The 19114-nt window shown below is 42.9% G+C and carries 18 protein-coding genes; 3 read left to right on the forward strand and 15 right to left on the reverse strand.

What is annotated here, in order from left to right; all coding sequences use genetic code 11:
- Positions 1-261 precede the first annotated feature (261 nt).
- Positions 262-1152 carry a hypothetical protein gene (locus ACUNWA_RS18700; RefSeq protein WP_445593454.1) on the forward strand — a complete coding sequence of 297 codons (891 nt, stop codon included), beginning with the start codon at positions 262-264 and terminating at the stop codon, positions 1150-1152.
- A gap of 412 nt (positions 1153-1564) precedes the next feature.
- On the opposite strand, the gene ACUNWA_RS18705 is transcribed toward ACUNWA_RS18700, so the two are convergent.
- The 12 genes from ACUNWA_RS18705 to ACUNWA_RS18760 form a co-directional block, all read right to left on the reverse strand.
- On the reverse strand, positions 1565-2191 hold the full coding sequence (locus ACUNWA_RS18705) for a nuclear transport factor 2 family protein (protein ID WP_445593455.1): 627 nt from the start codon (positions 2189-2191) through the stop codon (positions 1565-1567).
- Positions 2192-2988: 797 nt separating this feature from the next.
- A complete protein-coding gene (locus ACUNWA_RS18710; RefSeq protein ID WP_445593456.1) occupies positions 2989-3582 on the reverse strand; it encodes a class I SAM-dependent methyltransferase in 594 nt (197 codons plus the stop codon).
- Between the two features lie 42 nt (positions 3583-3624).
- Positions 3625-4656 carry an ACR3 family arsenite efflux transporter gene (arsB, locus tag ACUNWA_RS18715; RefSeq protein WP_445593457.1) on the reverse strand — a complete coding sequence of 344 codons (1032 nt, stop codon included), beginning with the start codon at positions 4654-4656 and terminating at the stop codon, positions 3625-3627.
- Between the two features lie 18 nt (positions 4657-4674).
- A complete protein-coding gene (arsM, locus tag ACUNWA_RS18720) occupies positions 4675-5478 on the reverse strand; it encodes an arsenite methyltransferase (protein WP_445593458.1) in 804 nt (267 codons plus the stop codon).
- Between the two features lie 76 nt (positions 5479-5554).
- Complete coding sequence (locus tag ACUNWA_RS18725; RefSeq protein WP_445593459.1) at positions 5555-5977, reverse strand: arsenate reductase ArsC; 423 nt, start codon at positions 5975-5977, stop codon at positions 5555-5557.
- A gap of 106 nt (positions 5978-6083) precedes the next feature.
- Positions 6084-6464 (reverse strand): ArsR/SmtB family transcription factor, encoded by a 381-nt coding sequence (locus ACUNWA_RS18730; RefSeq protein ID WP_445593460.1) that lies wholly within the window; start codon positions 6462-6464, stop codon positions 6084-6086.
- A gap of 87 nt (positions 6465-6551) precedes the next feature.
- Positions 6552-7322 (reverse strand): pyrroline-5-carboxylate reductase family protein, encoded by a 771-nt coding sequence (locus ACUNWA_RS18735; protein ID WP_445593461.1) that lies wholly within the window; start codon positions 7320-7322, stop codon positions 6552-6554.
- A 30-nt stretch (positions 7323-7352) separates the two neighbouring features.
- Entirely contained in the window at positions 7353-8396 is a 1044-nt protein-coding gene (locus tag ACUNWA_RS18740) for a permease (RefSeq protein WP_445593462.1), read from the reverse strand.
- Positions 8397-8450: 54 nt separating this feature from the next.
- Complete coding sequence (locus ACUNWA_RS18745) at positions 8451-9152, reverse strand: aromatic aminobenezylarsenical efflux permease ArsG family transporter (RefSeq protein ID WP_445593463.1); 702 nt, start codon at positions 9150-9152, stop codon at positions 8451-8453.
- A gap of 4 nt (positions 9153-9156) precedes the next feature.
- The gene (locus ACUNWA_RS18750; RefSeq protein ID WP_445593464.1) at positions 9157-9591 is read right to left on the reverse strand and encodes a nitrophenyl compound nitroreductase subunit ArsF family protein; all 435 of its coding nucleotides are present in this window, start codon (positions 9589-9591) and stop codon (positions 9157-9159) included.
- Between the two features lie 11 nt (positions 9592-9602).
- The gene (locus ACUNWA_RS18755) at positions 9603-9836 is read right to left on the reverse strand and encodes a thioredoxin family protein (RefSeq protein WP_445593465.1); all 234 of its coding nucleotides are present in this window, start codon (positions 9834-9836) and stop codon (positions 9603-9605) included.
- Positions 9837-9924: 88 nt separating this feature from the next.
- Positions 9925-10224 carry an ArsR/SmtB family transcription factor gene (locus ACUNWA_RS18760; protein WP_445593466.1) on the reverse strand — a complete coding sequence of 100 codons (300 nt, stop codon included), beginning with the start codon at positions 10222-10224 and terminating at the stop codon, positions 9925-9927.
- 305 nt (positions 10225-10529) lie between these two features.
- On the opposite strand from ACUNWA_RS18760, the gene ACUNWA_RS18765 reads away from it, so the two are divergent.
- The gene (locus ACUNWA_RS18765) at positions 10530-11198 is read left to right on the forward strand and encodes a hypothetical protein (RefSeq protein ID WP_445593467.1); all 669 of its coding nucleotides are present in this window, start codon (positions 10530-10532) and stop codon (positions 11196-11198) included.
- 199 nt (positions 11199-11397) lie between these two features.
- On the opposite strand, the gene ACUNWA_RS18770 is transcribed toward ACUNWA_RS18765, so the two are convergent.
- From ACUNWA_RS18770 to betB, 3 genes are all read right to left on the reverse strand, one after another.
- Positions 11398-13008, reverse strand: a complete 1611-nt coding sequence (locus tag ACUNWA_RS18770; protein WP_445593468.1) for a sodium:solute symporter family protein — start codon at positions 13006-13008, stop codon at positions 11398-11400.
- A 522-nt stretch (positions 13009-13530) separates the two neighbouring features.
- Positions 13531-15150: a choline dehydrogenase gene (gene betA, locus ACUNWA_RS18775; RefSeq protein ID WP_445593469.1), complete on the reverse strand. Its 1620-nt coding sequence runs from the start codon at positions 15148-15150 to the stop codon at positions 13531-13533.
- 85 nt (positions 15151-15235) lie between these two features.
- Positions 15236-16693 carry a betaine-aldehyde dehydrogenase gene (gene betB / locus ACUNWA_RS18780; RefSeq protein ID WP_445593470.1) on the reverse strand — a complete coding sequence of 486 codons (1458 nt, stop codon included), beginning with the start codon at positions 16691-16693 and terminating at the stop codon, positions 15236-15238.
- A 1589-nt stretch (positions 16694-18282) separates the two neighbouring features.
- Here betB and ACUNWA_RS18785 point away from each other — a divergent pair.
- The gene (locus tag ACUNWA_RS18785; RefSeq protein WP_445593471.1) at positions 18283-18468 is read left to right on the forward strand and encodes a hypothetical protein; all 186 of its coding nucleotides are present in this window, start codon (positions 18283-18285) and stop codon (positions 18466-18468) included.
- Positions 18469-19114 lie beyond the last annotated feature (646 nt).

Consider the following 19114-nt stretch of genomic DNA (forward strand, 5'->3'; position numbering starts at 1 on the left):
ACTAAAAATTTGTATTTTAAACATTTTTCCAGAGCTTTCAGTAGTGTGTGCACATGCTCATGCTGGGCACACACAATAAATATACGTAATGCGGGGCGAATTATTTAAATTGAACATTAAAGCATCTAATAAACATCTTAGCGGTTTGATAGTGAAGTGCCTTGAAATCCCGCACTACGCATATTCGAGCCGTTAGGTTGCATTAGAGTAAAACTGCTATTGAGCAATGAAAGAGTATTATTAACTTCTTTTCTGAAAAATATGATGCTGACATCAAAAACAAGTCTACCTCTAATTATGCTTCTGTTATTAGTATTAATTTCATGTGATAAAGAAGCTCCAGAAATTGAGAAAGAAGATATCTATGCATATGAAGAACCAAACTATCCAATAAAAGAGAGCGGTCGATTCTTGAAAAGTATTTACTACAAGTATCCTGAAATAAATGATTCAAGCTATCCTTTTGAATCTGGAATAAAGGTTGAGTTTTTTTATAACTATAAGAATTATGTCGACAATTTTAAAGTCTATGGCTTTGGAGCGGATAGTGAAGGGCGAGTTGTTAAAATTGAGTACAATATTCAAGGTCTGGTCAATCGAATAAAGTACTTTAGTTTAGATAGTACTATTACTTCTTACGAGCTGTTCGAATATGACAGTTTTAAGCGATTACTCAAGATTTCTAACTATGAACAAAAAGAAGAACATAGTAATTATGTGCTGGTGAATTTTAGTGATTTTAAATACCCATCTAATGACACAATTATTCAATGCAGGTACGCTCAATATGATAATTTTGAACGAGCTCACAAGGAATATTATATATATAGCCAGGAAAGAAATATAAAAGAAAAATACTACTACAGGTATGGAGCTGAGTATCCCTATTTATCCTCTGAGTTTTTTTATAATGATAAAAAAAGACCTTTCGAGAATCTTGATTTACCTATGTATGAGATTGCATATGATAAGTTTGAATTAAGCGAAGTTTTATCAACGAATCATCAAACTAGCTTTCAAGGTTATTCGTACGATAACGATGGCGAGAAAGTTGAAATAGGAGAAGCTCAAAATTTTAATTATAAATATGATGATCTTGGTTTCCCCATTTCAAGGGATGAGTCGATATATTATAATTACATTGATTTATAAAATAACGCAACCCGCTAGCTCGAATCTGTGATCCCTGCTTTTGTTTGAAAAACAAACCTTGCTGCGCGGCTTACGTGCTAATGTCGGGATTTGCAGTCCCGGCCTTATTGACAACGTATTTATAATCCGCATTAAAATCGTTGAAAACTTAAAACACCCACCTATCCCTCGTCTAAGCGTTAGCGGTGACAGGGATAGGTGGCAGTCGTTTTAAACGACAATACTCCAGACTATTGCATTGAACAAGAATTCTGAATGTCTTATCCATTAACAAAATAGCTGTCAGTAATTCATTCATCACTGATTAAAGCCCTGCTTTTCGGTGTTATAGGGGGTGATAGGGTTGCAAGGGGGCCTACTGATCGGATGACTTCGAGTCATCTGATCAGTAGGTCAAAGAGAAAATTCAATCCTACTCTGGACTGATGTAGGTTGGATCTACAGCGCTACGGTAGTAGTCACGAAATCCCTGCACTGCACCGGCTAGCTCAGGAACGCCAAGCATGACGTCACCCTCGGTATAGTAGTCCCGGGAGTAATAAGTTTGTGTTGTACCTTCAACAAACTTCACGATTGACATACCTGGAGCGCTAAAAGGTGCTCCGTTAAATTCACCGGACATGGTCCATGTCGCCATATAAATATCGTCTACGATGGTCTCGTCCTCAACTGTGGTGTACAAGTCCGACGATCCGGCAAACAGACGGCCCAGAAACTCGGCCATGGTTTCGGGACCAAAGATGTCGACAATGGGGTCGTGGTACTCATAGTTGTTTGCCAGAAAGGGGAGCACGCTTGTCCAGTTCTCCGCATTGATCTCGACCAGTTGATGACCGACTACTAGCTGATCGCTGCTTAGCTTACTTTGCGAACGGAGTTGGGTGCTTTCTGAGTTTTGAGGGGTAGCAGGGAATGGACAGTCGAAGGTTGGATCCACAGAGCACTTGTAGTAGGTTCTGAAGCCCCCGATTGCCTCATCTAAACCAGGGATGGTGGCCATGATGTCGCCCTCGGAATAGTAGTCCCGCTGAAAGTACACCTGGGAAGAGTTGGGCAGGAACTTGAAAATCGAGATGCCCTTGGCCTGATAAGGAACGCCAAGGAAATCCCCGGCCATGATCCAGGTTGCCGAATAGATGTCGTCAATGAGGGTTTCGTCCTCAACAGTTGTGACGAGATTGGGCGAGGCACCTATGATAAGCTGATTGAGGAAGGCAGTGATATCCTGAATTCCGTTGATGTCAACGATCGGATCATCGTATTCGATGTCGTCGGTATAGTAGGGCAGAATTTCGGCTACATCAGGCGCCTGCACTTCAAGCAGGGCACGTCCAATCTCGAGTCGCTCCTGGTGGAGTCGGGCTCAATGGTCCTTTGAATCGTCTTTTGAACAAGATTGAGTAATCAGGATGATGCCGGCGAGAACCGCAAATGCATGGATAAACTTCTTCATGTGTGACCTCCTTAATCGTTTAGTTAAAGTATAGCAAATTACAAGGTGTTGATTACTAAGACTCTGTTGGTTGCTTTTCCTATGTAATTTAGCACAAATGCTAATCAATTAAAACAGTATCAGTGCCTATTATTTTATCATAGCCCAAATCGGTGGATTTACTTAGAGAGCACATAAGATTAGATCCTGATAGTATCAGAACAAAAAAGAGATATTGCTGCTATTGGATGGAATAGTTTGTTTATGACTTCGAGAATAAGGACTCTTCAGTGCCCCGGCCTGTCTAGCTCGCTTCTGGGTGTTAGCGGAAGGGCTAAACCCGAAGCAGTTTTACCCTGCATAGTGGCGGGATTGATGGATGGAACGGGGCTTGAAAGCAAGCCTTATTTTACGGCTACCAGGCGAATGACATGAGCTGTTCCCTGGTGAAATTCACCTTCGTCCAGCTCCACTTCGGCTTCGCTGATTCTCAGGCTTGAAAAACCGGCAAAATCGGCTTGCAGTTCTTCCTTAGAGAAGAGCATATCCACATTTTTAGGACCACCGGTATTGTTCTGAATTTGGGCTTTGGAGAAGCCTTCTAGAATCAGGGTGCCACCTTTTTTGAGGTACGTGCTTAGCTTGTGGTGGTAAGCCTGCCGGTTAGCCGGAGACATGTGGGTATAAATCAGAGCCAGGCAATCGAAGGATTCGGCCTGCAGCTCAATGCTGTCATACGAATCAATCCGGTAATCCAGCTCAACCTGTTGGCGAGCGGCCAGCTGTTCGGCTTTCTTTTGGCCTTCACTGCTCGAATCAAAGGCGGTTACCTGCCAGCCCATACGGGCGGCAAAAACAGCGTTTCGGCCTTCGCCCTCACCCGGGAGTACCAATTTCCCGGGTGAAAGCTTTTCCAGTTCCTCACTGAAAAATTGATTGGGCGCAGTGCCGTAAACATATTCCTTGGTTGCAAAACGTTCGTTCCAAAAATTACTCATACGCTTGTTTTGGCTATTCAAACAGGGTAGGAGCGCAAAAGTTTAGTAACGCCATTTGTTGGCCAGAGCCACCAGGGAAAGCATTACCGGAACTTCGACCAAAACACCGACCACGGTAACCAAAGCCGCTGGCGACTGCAGGCCAAACAGCGCAATGGCTACTGCCACGGCCAGCTCGAAAAAGTTGCTGGCACCAATCATGGCAGCCGGCGAACAGATGGCGTGAGGCAGCTTTAACTTGCGTCCGCCAAGCCAGGCCACAAAAAAGATAAAGTACGTTTGAATGATCAGCGGAATGGCGACCAGCAAAATGATTAGCGGGTTAGCCGTAATGGTTTCTCCCTGAAAAGCAAAAAGCAAAATCAAAGTGAGCAGTAAGGCCACAATGGAAACCGGCTTAAACTGGGGCAGAAGCACCGTTTTAAACCAGACTTCTCCTTTCCGGCGGATGAGAACCTTGTGCGTAAGATAACCGGCAAGCAGCGGAATTACCACAAAGATGAGGACACTGGCCACCAGCGTGTCGTAGGGAACCTGCACATTGGTAATGCCCAGCAAAAAGCCCACAATCGGGACAAAGGCCACCAAAATAATCAGGTCGTTGACCGATACCTGTACCAAGGTGTAGTTGGGATCGCCATCGGTGAGGTAGCTCCACACAAAAACCATGGCGGTACATGGTGCAGCACCCAGCAAAATGGCTCCGGCAATGTATTCGCCGGCCAGCTCGGGACTGATAAAGGCTGCATAGATTTTGGAAAAGAAAATCCAGGCAAAAAAGGCCATGGTAAAAGGCTTAATCAGCCAGTTGATCACCAATGTCAGCAGCAGACCCTTGGGGCGTCTCCCCACATTTTTGATGCTCGAAAAGTCCACCTGCAGCATCATGGGGTAAATCATCAGCCAAACCAGTATCGCTACCGGAATATTCACTTTAAACACTTCCCACCGGCTTAAAACAGCCACACTTTCGCCTGCAAAATTTCCAATAAGAATGCCGGCTCCGATGCATAAGGCCACCCAGATGGTGAGGTATTTTTCGAAGAAGCCAATTTGTTTTTTCGTTTGCGTCATGAATGTTGATCTTGTGCTTTATTTTGAAGCGTTAAGGGTAATGCTGAATATTCCATGGTTGCCCGATTGGTAGGCTTCCAACTCTTCCTTGCTGAGGTATTTCAACAGGACATCTTCCGGAATTTCAATTTTCTTTTGTTTTTTCACCTCCGGCTGGCTAAAACCTTGCTGGCGGATGATGGTCAGGTAATCGTCGAACGGCAAAGCGCCAGCAACGCAGCCGGCATAAAGCTCGGCAGCTTCCTTTAACTTGTCGGGCAGCGTACCGGTGATCACCACATCTGAAATGCAAAAATGGCCTCCAGGCTTTAGAACCCGGTAAATTTCGGAGAAGGCTTTAAACTTGTCCGGCACCAGGTTGAGCACACAGTTGCTGATGACCACATCGAAGGTATTGGCTTCCAGCGGCATGTTTTCGATATCGCCTAGGATGAAGTCGATGTTTTCGAATCCGGTTTTGGCCAGGTTCTGACGGGCCTTTTGGATCATGGCTTCCGTGAAGTCGATTCCGGTAACCGTACCTTCTTCGCCCACCAGGCTGCGGGCAACAAAGCAGTCGTTTCCTGCTCCGGAACCCAGGTCGAGCACCCGGTTGCCTTTTTCGATACCGGCAAATTCGGTTGGCAGACCGCAGCCCAGGCCCAGGTCTGCCTCCTGGTTGTAGCCGGAAACGTTTTGGTATTCATCGCCAATCATGCTGAATTCGAGTTCGCCACAGCAGCTTGTTCCGCTACAGCAACCCGTTTGAGTGGTCAGAAGGCTTTGATTGGCAATGCTGCCATATTTTTCCTTCACCACGCGTTTTAAATCTTCGGCTTTCATAATATCAATTTGACAATTTGTCGATTGAAATGATTTGAAAATGACTTAATCAGCTTCTTTTGCTGCAATCTTCAAATTATTCCGTTTTCAAATTTTCCTCGTAGAATTTCCAAAAACGTTCTTTGATCTCATCCCGCACCCGTATAAATTCGCTCCAAATAAATTCGTCGGTGCCCACCGCGTGCGAAGGGTCGTCGAAGCCAATGTGCAAACGATGCTTGACTTTGCCCGTAAAGGCCGGGCAGCTTTCGTTGGCGCCACCGCAAACGGTAATAACGTAGTCCCACTCATCATTCAGGTATTTTTCAACCGAATCGGACGTGTGGTGACTGATGTCGAGTCCGATCTCTTTCATGGCAGCTACGGCCTGCTGGTTCAGCTTTCCGGAAGCTTCAGTTCCGGCAGAACATACTGTCAGTTCGGGGTTAAACGATTGTAAAAAGCCATGAGCCATTTGGCTCCGGCAGCTATTGCCTGTACACAGAATTAATACTTTCATACTTTTAAAATTGGACCCTGGACCCAAGCCATTAGACCTTGCATTGGTTTTTCTCAGCTACGCTTTTGTCCGGGTATTTCTACTATTTATCTTTATTGATGTTCGTTTACTTGTTGTGTGTTTTTTGTTTTTGCCCTTCGGTTGGTTCCGGTTCCTTTGGTTGGCAATTGGGAGCCGGGCAACTGCCAAGTTCGTCAAGAAAGCCATTGAGCGTTCCTCGTACACGTTTAATTTTTTCGGTATTCAGGCAGTAACTGGTTTTTACGCCTTGAATTTCACCTTGAATAAGCCCCAGCTTTTTAAGCTCCTTTAAATGCTGATGAACCGTGGTACGGCTTAGGGGCAGTTCATCCGAAATATCGCCGGAGATGCATTGCTTCGTTTCGGCCAGATAGTTTAAAATGGCCAAGCGGGCAGGGTGTCCCAGCGCTTTATAGATGGCTGCTGTTTCCTGAAGCTCCTGATCAAACAAAGTAACTTTTGTCATTGCTACATGATTTTAATGACGCAAATATACGACGGAATGAAGTTGGTCGTATTTTTGCGTCATTAAGTTTCGATTAAACTTTTGGCTTCAGGACTTGATCTTTTCAAACAGACCCATCAGTTTAGTTTGATACATCGATTTGATTTCGGCTTCGTGCTCGCCAAGCGGTTTTACCGGAATCAGATCCATCACTTCTTCCGGAGTCAACCCGGCGTCGAAATACAGGCGGATGGCCTTTTTCAATGAAGACCGGATGGCTTTTTCGGCTTCCCGCTCCGTTAGTCCGGTTTGCTCGGCAATTTCTTGCATGGTTTGCCACTGAAACCAGAAGTAAGTGGGCAGCATTGCCGAAACCAGGGCATAGCTTTCGAGCTTGCTTTCTTCCGTTATAAAGGTTTTCCCGAGGATATTCAGAAATCGCTTGATCTTTTTGCGGTCTGCTTTTTCAAGGGATTCCTCAAAGGCGATGGGGTTAAACCCGTCGTTGTTGTACGAGGTGGCATTGGGAATCATCCGGGCCAGCAGCCGGGTATTCAGCTTTGAAGCCATTTGAGAGAGGGTGATTTTGGGGGCCAGCGAAATGACTACCGTGTCCGTACTAACAACTTCCTTAATTCGCTCCAGGGTTTCCATAATTACCGGCGGATGAAGGGCGATAAAAACAATGGGCTGACTTGCTGCCTGCAGCAAATCGCCGTCATGAACAAAGTGAAATTGTTTTCTCAACTTCTCGACAGCTTCCGGTTCGGTGTCATAGACGACCACCTCGTCAAAAACTTCGTCGAAATTGGTAAAGGCTCTTAGGATAATGTTGGTGATCCGGCCACCACCGATAAAACCCAATGACTTTGTTTTCATGATGAATTGATTTTATGGTTTTTAAATGACTTACAAAATCCAGTTAAACAGATAACCGAGTGCAATAATAAATACGGTAATTGTTCCGAAGAAGATGCCAATAAGCTTCCACTTCATTACCTTTTTGAGCAAGGTGGCTTCGGGCAGCGACAGGCCAACCACAGCCATCATAAAGGCAATGCCGGTTCCCAGCGGAACACCTTTGGCCACAAACACTTGAATGACCGGAACAATGCCAGCCGCATTGGCATACATAGGCACCGCAAATATAACGGCTAAGGGCACCGCATACCACTTGTCGGCCGACAGAAATTCGGTGAAAAAATTCTCCGGCACATAACCATGCATGCCGGCTCCAATGGCAATACCAATCAGGACATACACCAACACCTTGCGCACGATGTCCCAACCTTCGCGGATAATGCTTGGCAGCCTGTCGAGGAAAGGTGTTTGGTCTTCTTCCCACTGGGCTGCTTCTTGCTCCGAACTGGTTTGAATTTCTTTCACCCAGTCGCTGAGGTAAGCATCCAGCTTCAGTTTGCCCAGGATGAAACCTCCGACAGTTCCCAGCAGAATCCCACTGACCGCATAAATCAGAGTGGCTTTAATGCCGAACAGCCCCAAAAACATAGCTACAGCAACTTCATTAACCAGCGGTGAAGTAATTAAGAAAGCCAAGGTCACACCCAACGGAATACCTCCCTTTACAAATCCGATGAATAGCGGGATGGACGAGCAGGAACAAAAGGGGGTGATGGCTCCAAAAACAGAGGCAAAAAGGTATTGAAGCCCATACATCTTTTTGGTCGTCAGATAATCGCGCAGACGTTCTATGGGGAAATAGGCATTCACTAGGCCCATGAGGGAGCTGATCAGAAATAGGAGAATCAGTATTTTGATGGTGTCATAAATGAAAAAGTTGATGGCTGCCCCAAGGTGCGTTTCAGCCTTTAATCCGAATAAATCGTAAGTCAGGTAATTGACAATGGGTTGAAGAAAGTAATAAAGTCCCCCCAGTAGTGGCACGATTAGAACGATAGAAACAATCAGCTTTATTTTTTTATTTTTCTGCATTGAGATTAATATATGAGTAGTTCGCCGATCTACGAACAATAGTTTTAAATTTTTTTATAGAAATAGTACCCAGGTATAATAGATGCCCACCCCAATGAATAAGATGGCTACCAGGCGGCGAAACCACGTTTCAACGATCTTCATTTTGTTGTAAACACTTCCTAGCGAGCCAATCGAAAAGGCAATGAGCCAGGCAAATATAATGACCGGAATCCCTGTCCCCAGAGCAAATATTAATGGCAGATACAGCCCGGAGGCACTGCTTATGGTCATGGGAATAAGCATGCCGAAATAAAGCACGCCACTGTATGGACAAAAAGCCAGGGCAAAGATCATTCCGAGTAGCAAAACGCTCCAAAAACCGTTGTGCACTTTGGCTTCCATACGATCAGTAAGTGCTCCAAGCCCCGGAATACGGATGAAGTTGAACACGCCAAGCATCACTAAGCCAATAAGAATAAGCAGAGGGCCCAGTAGCTTTTCGCCCCAGCTCTGAAAGAAGCCTTCCAGCTGAAACTGTTCAGCACCAATGAATAAAAGCAGTCCAAGGGCGGAGTAGGAGATGGCTCGTCCAAGGGTGTAGATGAGCCCGTTGTAAAAAACGTTTTTCCGGTTCTCCAAATCCTTGCTTATATACCCAATGGCAGTAATGTTGGTAGCCAAAGGGCAGGGGCTGATAGCTGTCATCAGTCCCAGCAGAAAGGCCGACAGCATGGGGAATTGCGCGTTTTCGAGCAGGTCTTGCAATAATTCCATGAGCTTAATTCATTGAGTCGATAGTCGCTTTTAGTTTGGCTTTTAACTTCTCGGGCTTGGTTCGTGCATTCAGAAAAGCCGTGTTGGTCAGGTTTTCCACTTGGTCGCCTTTTACAATCAGCAAAGTTTGTCCACTCACCTTGTATTTTTCAAGCAAAGGATTTTTGCTGTCTTTCTCGCGATTGATGGATTGAAATTTCACCTGTTCTCCATAATACTCTTTCAGCGCTTCTTTGGTAACTTTTTCAACGGCCTGGCATGTGGCACAGCGACGGGTAGCATGAAAGTAATAGGCTTTAACATCGGTTTGGTCAGCTTGCTCCGAGGCAGTCGTTTGTTTGTTGGCTAATTCAGCCATTTTGGGATTGCAACATTGAGCATTGGTTGAAAGGATTCCGCTTCCAAGGGTCATGAGTAAAATAAGGGCTAGCTGTTTCATTTTTTTCTTGTTTATTTGGTTAGTAATAAGGTGATATCGGCTACACTGGGAACTTTCCCTTTGACCAGTACTTTTCCGTCAACAACCAAGGCCGGAGTTGTCATGACTCCATAATTCATGATTTCTACAATATCTTCCACCTTGGTTACCTCAGCGGTAATGCCACTTTTAGCAACTGCCTCTCGGGTAGCTTTTTCAAGCGCCTTGCATTTGGGACAACCTGTCCCCAATACTTTAATATCCATTTGAATTGGTTTTAAATTTTGAAAATCCATTATTTAAATTTTAATTGTTCGTCATTCGTAAAATGACGAACAAGTTGTTTGTTTGTTTTTATTTATTCAATAATTTTTGAAATAACTTCTGCGCTTTGTCCCAATTTTCCCGATTGATGCAGTACTTGATTTTGGGTGCTTCAATCTCACCCTGAATCAAACCGGCCTCTTTCAACTCTTTTAAATGTTGTGATAGGGTTGACTTGGCAATCGGGAGCATGTCGGATAAGTCGCCACTATAGCAACATGACTGGTTGTTTAGAAGCTCTAGCACATAAAGCCGCACCGGATGCCCCATGGCTTTTGCAAAACGGGCAGCCTGAACTTGGTCATCGGTAAACACCTGTGTTTCTTTCATTATTTAATGTTCGTAGATTGACGAACAAAGGTAGGGCGTTTTTTTGAATTTGAAAACCTTGAGCTTTAAAAAGAGGTTTATTTCTTAGTCCAACTTAGCGGCATTGTTTTAGATGAACAACAGTCGTTTTGTTAAGCTACGACCTAAAGTAATATTCTTTCTTTTCTACTCTGAATAATTGTAATATTTTTGTCGATGGTTTAGTTCGGATTAAAATTCTGTTCAAGAGAATTATGCTCTAAGAATTTTGAAAGCGATTAAAGCCAGAATCCAAAAAGAACTTTAATTTTTAGTAGATAATTAAAATGGAAACAAGAAAACTAATTACAAGTGTTGAGATTGCGGTGGGCAGTCTGCTGCTTATTTTTATTGCCTATGGGTATTACCTGGGGCACTTTGTTAATCATGAAGCTTTCTGGGACTTTGTCAGAGAAGATGGTCCGGTTGAGTACCCAACGGCTTTATTTTTGTTTTTTTGCAGCTTAATTGGCGTTTACCGGGTTTATGAATATCGTACATTGAAAAAGCCACTCTGGCTTTTAACCTGGGGGGCAATGGCCTTTTTATTCTTTTTTGCAGCAGGCGAAGAGATTAGCTGGGGACAGCGTATTTTCGGCATTGAAAGCAGCGAGTTCTTTTTAGAGCACAACAAACAGGCAGAAACCAACTTGCACAATCTGATTGTTGGCGGACAAAATATTAATATTCTTATTTTCTCTCGCTTGATGTTTGTGGTGCTGATCGTTTACTTTGTTTTCTCGCACCTGCTGGTTAAGAAAGTGGCATTTGTCAGAAGACTGGTCAACCAGTTTCGCGTACCGCTTCCTAAGACTCAACATCTTGTTTTGATGGCTGTATCAACAGTGATGGTACTTTTAATTGGGTTGAAGAAGGAAAGTGAGTTGCATGAACTGTCATTTGCTTTTGTGTTTTTCCTGATTTTCCTGAATCCATTTAAAGTGGCCGAGGACTAATGAAATCAACGAATGTGTAAACATTCTTACGACAAATAAATCAAAGAAGCACCTCCAGAGAGAGGTGCTTTTTTGTTTCTATAATGTTTCATCTCGCGATTCAGGCATTTTGTTCGCCATAAACCCACCGTTATATAATTCCACTACGAAGATGCCTCTTCCAGCTGCCGAATATTGAGATTTTTTTCTGTTCTCGTTTTTATGCAACCGCTTTGTATAGCTTTCGCGCTGGAGTGTATTTCTGTGTCAGTCGCGAAATCAACATGATGGTAATCAATCCACTGGCCATGGCAAAAGTTCGGAACGGGAACAGTACCACGCCGTCCTGGATCATCGGATAGTTGATAAATGTTGGAATACCCAAGGTGGAATCTCCTCCACCCAGACGTAAAATAAGAGCCACGGCAAAGCCGGCAAATGATCCGATGGAATTGGCCTTTTTGTCGTAAAATGAAGTGACTAGCTGAGGGAAAAGCAACACATAAACAAAGTCACTGCATAGAAACCATAAAGCATAGACACTCGTAATTTTCAGGGCTAGCAGGGTTGCTGCAATTCCAAGGATCCAAATGCACTTTTTGATCACCTTTGTAAGGTTTTCTGCTCCCATCTTAGGTTTTATTAGCGGGCGGTAAATATTCCAGGAAGCCATAGATGAAGCTGAAAGGATGGAGCTGTCAACCGATGACATAACAGCCGCAGCAATGGCTCCCAATCCTACCAGGCCAATAATCTCAGGGGTCAGATAACGAATTACATAAGGCAGAATTAAAGCGGAGTTTTCAGGGGCTGAAGCTGCTCCAAAAGCCCGCCAGGATTCTACCGATGACCCTACGATTCCTAACATCACAGGTGGAATAGCTGCAATAAAGCAAACAAAACCTGCCAGAATGGACAGTCGAACAGCCGTTTTGGGATTTTTGGAAGAAAGAACCCGCTGGAAATATACCTGCCAGGGAATACCCCCAAAAACAAGGAGCAAAGCAAAGTCCCACCAGTTGAGGTAATGATCACCGAGGATCTCTCTGGATGGTAAAAAACTGGCCAGCGATCCCATTTTTAGCTGATAGGCACCCCATGCCTGATCCCATCCGCCAACACTATCGATCGCAAATGGCAAAACGATAATTAAACCAATAAAAAGCAAGCCTAGTTGAACCACGTCTGTCAGCGCTACTGCCCACAAGCCACCAATGGCAGTATAAGTAATGGCGATGGCTGATGATACAATAATGGCTGTTTGAATATCCAGTCCCAAAATGGTTGCAAAGGTGGCTCCTAGTGCTGTAAGAATTGCTGCAGACCAAAAGATCTCACCCAATAGAGCAGGGAAAAACAATACTGCCGACATCCGGGTTCCAAATCTTTGAGATAGAGGATCCAACATGGTTTTAAACTCATATGAGCGCATCTTTCTTGCGAAAAACAGTCCACCCAATATAAGGCTAAGCCCATATCCCCAAGGTGCTTGTAGCCATACAAGTCCGTAACTCGAATCGTAAGCATATTCGGCTGCACCATTAATATAGCCGCCACCTACCCACGTTGCACTCATGGTAAAAATTCCGATCCACAAAGGAATACTTCGCCCGGCAAGCATGACATCGGTAGTTGTCTTATTTTTTTTAAGTTCTGCCGCATAGGTTCCCATGTAAAAAATAATACCATAAAAGAATATCATGGAAAAGAATCCGGGCCAAAATACATGCGAATTAGTAAAGAAATACAAATATCCGCCAGCAGCAGCCAAAGCTAGCATTAAAACAAAGGTAGGCCATAAGTTTCTAAAAATCGATCGATCAATACTCATCTCGTTTTTTTTTAATAGTTCGTAGCACCTTACTCGGCATAAAATCTTCGGTTTTGAAAAGATTTCCAAAACCAACCAGGGGCACGATCTACAGAATAAAAATTGTTAGCAATATTTCTGCAGACAGGCTAACACGCTTGCTGGTTAGCCTGTCTGCATTTTAGGAGTAAAGGAAGGCAGCAGATATATCCGCATCAAGTCTGTTCTGATGCAATCCCTGCTGTTGATAGAATTATGTGGGCCTTGACTTGTAATGATAATGGCTGAGATTGAAATTGTTTTTGTAAACGGGCAAATAATTATCTATTGGAAGTAAAGTAAGTTCTTCTGATGAAAAAATCATTTTTAGGTTTTTAGGTGAAAGCGAAGATGTCTTATTTCTGATTTCCTGTTTTCTGTAATTTACTCGACAATGGTTGTTTATTGGTTCTTCAACCATGGCATGTAAATACGCAAAAATCCAGGGGTATCTTCACTTGTACTTTATGAATTATGGAGAGCAGAAATCTTTCCTGTCGCCCATTAGACATTTTTAGCAGGAGCCTCCGGGTTTTTCCTTAGGATCATATCCGCAGCTTTTTCAGCAATCATCATCACGGGAGCAAAGATGTTCCCATTGGTAATGTAAGGCATTACTGAAGCATCCACTACGCGAAGATTTTCCACTCCATGCACTCTTAGCTGGTCATCTACAACAGCCATATCGTCAAAGCCCATTTTACAAGTACAGCTAGGATGGTAAGCACTCTCGCCATCTCGGGCTACCCACTCTAGGATTTCCTCATCGGTTTCAACGCCCTTGCCAGGAGATAGTTCTTTTCCACGGTATTTGCTCATAGCTTTGGTCTCGATAAGCTTTCGGGTCTTACGAATGGCGGCAATCCAGTCTTTTCGCTCACTTTCGGTAGAAAGATAATTAAAGAGAATGCTGGGTTTCTCGTAGGGGTTATTCGACTTTATTTTAATTCGCCCGCGCACATCAGTATTCATAGGACCAACATGCAATTGGAAACCATGTCCTTCCGCAGGAGCTGTTCCGTCGTATCGAATGGCTAATGGCAGAAAGTGATACTGCAAGTCAGGGTATTTGACGTCTTCACGACTTTTGATAAAACCACCCGCCTCAAAATGGTTGGTCGCTCCCGGCCCCTTGCGGCGGAACAGCCAGTCGAACCCAATTTTTGGGGCCCGCCAGGGGTTCAAAGATTTAAACTCACTAATGGGTTCTTTGCAAGCCCATTGTACATAGACTTCCAGGTGATCCTGAAGATTTTCGCCCACTCCTGGAAGATGATGCACCACTTCGATGCCATGCTTTTTCAGTTCATCGGCATGCCCCACTCCTGATAGTTGCAATAACTGCGGAGAGTTTATAGCACCTCCGCACGAGATAATTTCGTTGGCATAGACTGTTTGTATTCTTCCGCGATGCTTATACTCTACGCCAACAGCTTTTTTTCCCTCAAATAGTATTTTATGAACCATGGCTTTGGTCTGAACTGTGAGGTTGGACCGCTTTTTTACCGGATGCAGATAGGCTCGGGCTGAATTCATGCGACGTGTCTTATAAATCGCCTGATCAAATTTTCCAAAACCTTCCTGTGTGGCACCATTCACGTCATCGGTAAGCTTGTAGCCGGCTTCCTGGACAGACTCAAAAAATGATTTGAAAAGGGGATTCTCATTTTTGGGCGTGGTCAGTTTCAAAGGACCCTTGTCTCCATGATACTTATCGGCACCAATCAATCGGGTTTCCAGCTTTTTAAAATAGGGGAGACAATGCGCATAATCCCAACTCTCCAGTCCGTCAATACTCGCCCACTTTTCATAGTCCAGCTTATTCCCTCTAATCCAGATCATTCCGTTGATGGAGCTAGAGCCACCCAGTACTTTTCCTCTGGGCTGTGCAATCCTGCGATTTTTCATGTGTGGTTCAGGATCTGATTCGTAAGCCCAGTTGTAAAATGTCCCATTAAGTAGAAAACTGAGTGCTGCGGGCATGTGGATACGAAAATCCAATCGGTAATCGGGTCTTCCGGCTTCCAGCACTAATACTTTGTTGTTTGGATCTTCAGTTAAGCGGTTGGCCAGAACAGCTCCAGCTGATCCTCCTCCAACAATAACGTAATCATATTTTGTCATATCAATTTAGAAATTTACAGGTTGTGGACAGAGCATCACCGGTGAAAACTGCTCTGTCACAAACCGGTTATTATATTAGTAATAATTAGTAAGGCGAATCCACCTTATTCATTTCGATATATACTGTCTTAAGCTGTGTGTATGCTTCGATAGTTGCCAGTCCGTTTTCCCGGCCTAAGCCCGATTGTTTGTAAGGGCCAAAAGGCACTTCCATGGGGGTCACATTGTAATTGTTGACCCAGCACATGCCAGCCTGCAAGGCATTAACCATCCGGTGGGCACGCTGCAGATTTGAGGTAAACACCCCTGCTGCCAGTCCGTAAATGGTATTATTTGCTTTCTCTATTGCTTCTTCCTCTGTTTTGAATGGCAAAACAGTCATTACTGGCCCAAATATCTCTTCCTTCACAATGCGGGCATCCTCCATGTCAGTTTCGAAAATGGTAGGTTCCATAAAGTAGCCTCCTGCTATTTCAGGATCATCCGATACATAGCGTCTTCCGCCGAAGAGAAGGCGGGCTTCCTGTTTTCCCAGTTCTATATATCCGGCAACTTTCTCAAAGTGCTCTTTGCTGATAAGTGCACCCACCTGAGTTTTCATATCTGCAGGGTTTCCTATCACCAGTTTTTGAGTTTTAGCAATTAGCTTTTCCAAAAACTCATCTTTTACTGCTTCCGCAACATAAACACGGGTTCCATTGGAACAAATCTCTCCCTGAGTGTAAAAATTGGCCATCATGGCACCATTTACAGCCTCATTAATATCAGCATCTTCACAAATAATCAAAGGAGATTTCCCGCCCAACTCAAGGGTAACATGCTTAAGAGTAGCAGCAGAGGCAGCCATGACTTTTTTCCCGGTTTCAACTTCGCCGGTCAACGATACTTTTTGTATGCCGGGATGATTTGTAAGCATTTGTCCCACTTCACCGTTGCCCTGCACAACATTGAAAACTCCGTCGGGAACACCAGCTTCTTTAAGTACCTCAGCCAAAATCAGAGCAGAACGTGGTGTCAGCTCAGCGGGTTTGAAAACCATGGTGTTGCCACATGCCAGTGCTGGAGCTGATTTCCAGCAAGCTATCTGAATGGGATAATTCCATGCTCCGATGCCGGCACAGACACCTAGCGGTTCCCGGCGTGTGAAAGCAAATGTATTTCCTAGATCGTAATGATCGCCATGAATGGAAGGAGCTATTCCTCCGAAGTATTCCAATGCATCAGCGCCGGTCATCACATCCACTTCAATGGCCTCCGAAATAGGCTTTCCCACATCTTCAACCTCTATTTTGGCAATTTCCTCGTTGCGTGCTCTTAGCAAATCAGCTGCTCTCCTTAGAATACGACCACGCTCTGTTGCTGGCATTTTTGACCATATTTTAAAGCCTGCGATAGCAGATTTAATTGCCTTATTAACATCATCTTCAGATGATGACTCTACGTTGCAGATCTTTTTCCCTGTGGCAGGATTAATATTTTCAAAAAAAGCACCGGTTGTGGCTTTTTGGTATTGACCGCTATGAAAATTGGTTGCTTTGTTCATGATATTTAAAATTTAGATAAATATAGTAATGGTTTATATGTCTATTTAGACATACAAGATGATTTTTTCTAAAACCGAGATCTTTATTTTTCTGAGAGATAGTTTGTGAATTACGATTCCTAAATACTCAGAAAAACTGAAAGAATGTTTCCGAAATAGAAAATGGCGATATACAGCAACTGCAGTATTTGCATAAAAACTCATCATACAGCAATTAGTGCATTGCTCCAGATACGTGTTACGAAATCTAAGAAAACTGCATTGAAACAATGCAGGGCAGTATTTGACAACAGAATAAAAAGAGTTAGCTACTCCGTATCTGAAACTACAGGATAGTTGTCATATGAAAGCGAAGAGATAAGAATTTTAATAAATACTTACCACGAAAAATAGCTTTTAATTGTTCAGATATAAGAACTGACATTTTCAAAATTTTTCGTATTAATCTCGAAACAGTTTATCGAGTGGATTGATGCTTTTTCTCTAATGAGAAAGCAGTAAAAACGATTGAATTCTTTGTTTCTGAGCATTAAAGATATTTTTATCTCTGAATACTTCCAAGAAATATTCCAGTTTTTTTTGTTACTATTCAAGGTAGAATCCATTGCTTTGTTGACTATTTTATTGGTGTATTGGTGTTTAGACGAATTGAAAAATCAATAAATCCAATACTCGAATAATAAAAAATAGATTGCCAATATAGTTTGTACACCATAAATGACATAATGTATCTGTCTTGTTGTTGCATTTTGTTTGTCCAGCAAAATATCGGTGTGTTGTGCTTAGGAAGGAACTTAATCGAAGTTTTAAGAATGTCTGTCTGGGGATTGAAAAACGTTATCCAGCATACTTTTTTTAATAGGAAGGACAATGACCATGCACATTGCTTAGTTCAGTCAGTTCCAACTCAAAGTCTTATTCTGATAATAAAAATGTTGTAGAGTATCATAACGATAGAAATATTTCTAGAGCAGCCAGAGGTCCAGAGATAATAATGGGGAGGTGAGTTTTGGAACGGAGGTTATGATGTTTAGACTCCAGGAAAACATAGCAATGAAGATACTATTTCCAGATATGTCAAAGAACAGGGGATTGAAAAGGAGTGTGAGACTTTGCACAAAACTCAACAGTTGACAGTCTTCTGATACCCTCTGCTTGCAACGGGGGTGCTCTCTTAATGCAAGACTGCAATCGTTTTTTTCGTTTCGGATGATGAGAAGTGCATTGTTTGGATGATAGTTTCTTCATGGTGCTCAGAGAAAACCTCATCTTCCTTCCATACACTGCAAGCTTTTTCTCTTATCTGCTGACAACTTCCTGATGGGGATTATTAATGCGCTGTCTATTGGAGTTGCGTCTGTACTGTAATAGATTGTCGAATTCATTAAAATAGCTAGCCAATTATAGCCTCAGGGGGACAATCTGTCTTGGATGTTAATATCCTCTTACCAATTTCAGATTTATTGTATTCCTTGAAATTCTATCGAGTACTATAGCTAGAAAAGTATTAATTTTGCAATGCTTGTTTAGAACATGGTTTAGTGTTGGCTCATTTGAGTGAGAGATTGAAATTAACTTAAAATAATAAAATGGACGCAGAATTTGATTTGAACAACTGGGCTAGTATCGCTGTGAAACTTAAACAAAGATATCCCCAATTAACCAATGCCGATTTGATCTGGAGGCATGAAACAAAAGTTGATTTTTATAAGACCATAGCTGCTGAGCTAGGAATTACACGTAATGAACTGGAACAGATCATTGCACAATTATAAATCAGAAAAGATTAATTGTGTAATTTGAATAATTTCTGATGTTTCAGAAGGATAGCTAAGTTTGTGTGGTAAGCCGTTAGTTGGCCCAAGGAATATCGGTATAAGTTGTTTGGCGTATCTTATAAAAATAAATTTTGATTTGAAAGTGGGATAAATGGATACATGCGAGCAATTACTCGACTTCCATAGCCTATAAGAGACGCATATATTTAGAAATTTAAAATCCCGCCATTGGCGGGATTTTTTTATTGACGTAAGTTCGACCTGCGTTTAAAATATGAGCCGTATGATTTGGCATGTTTGCTTTGTGTAAAGAGCTTAAGGACTGTTAAATGCAGTTGTTTTAGTACTTAATGACTTGCGATCTGAAGGAAAATCACATCATAAAGTCCTAAGCCAATAAAAGGTGGGCTGCAAGATAGACCACCTTTTATTATATCGCTCTGCAGCTATTGGAGTTCCAAATCATTATTATTTTACTTATGTCTCCATTTTAAATTAGGAGTCTTGATGACTTCTATTCTAGCTGATTTCCTAATAATGGGGTATTAAGGCTCAATAGTAATAATTTGTAAGCATTCGCTGAACCCCGTGTTTTAAATCTTTTTGCGGGTCTATACATTTGTTGGTTTGATTTTAAAGACAA

The sequence above is a fragment of the Sunxiuqinia sp. sy24 genome (assembly GCF_052677165.1).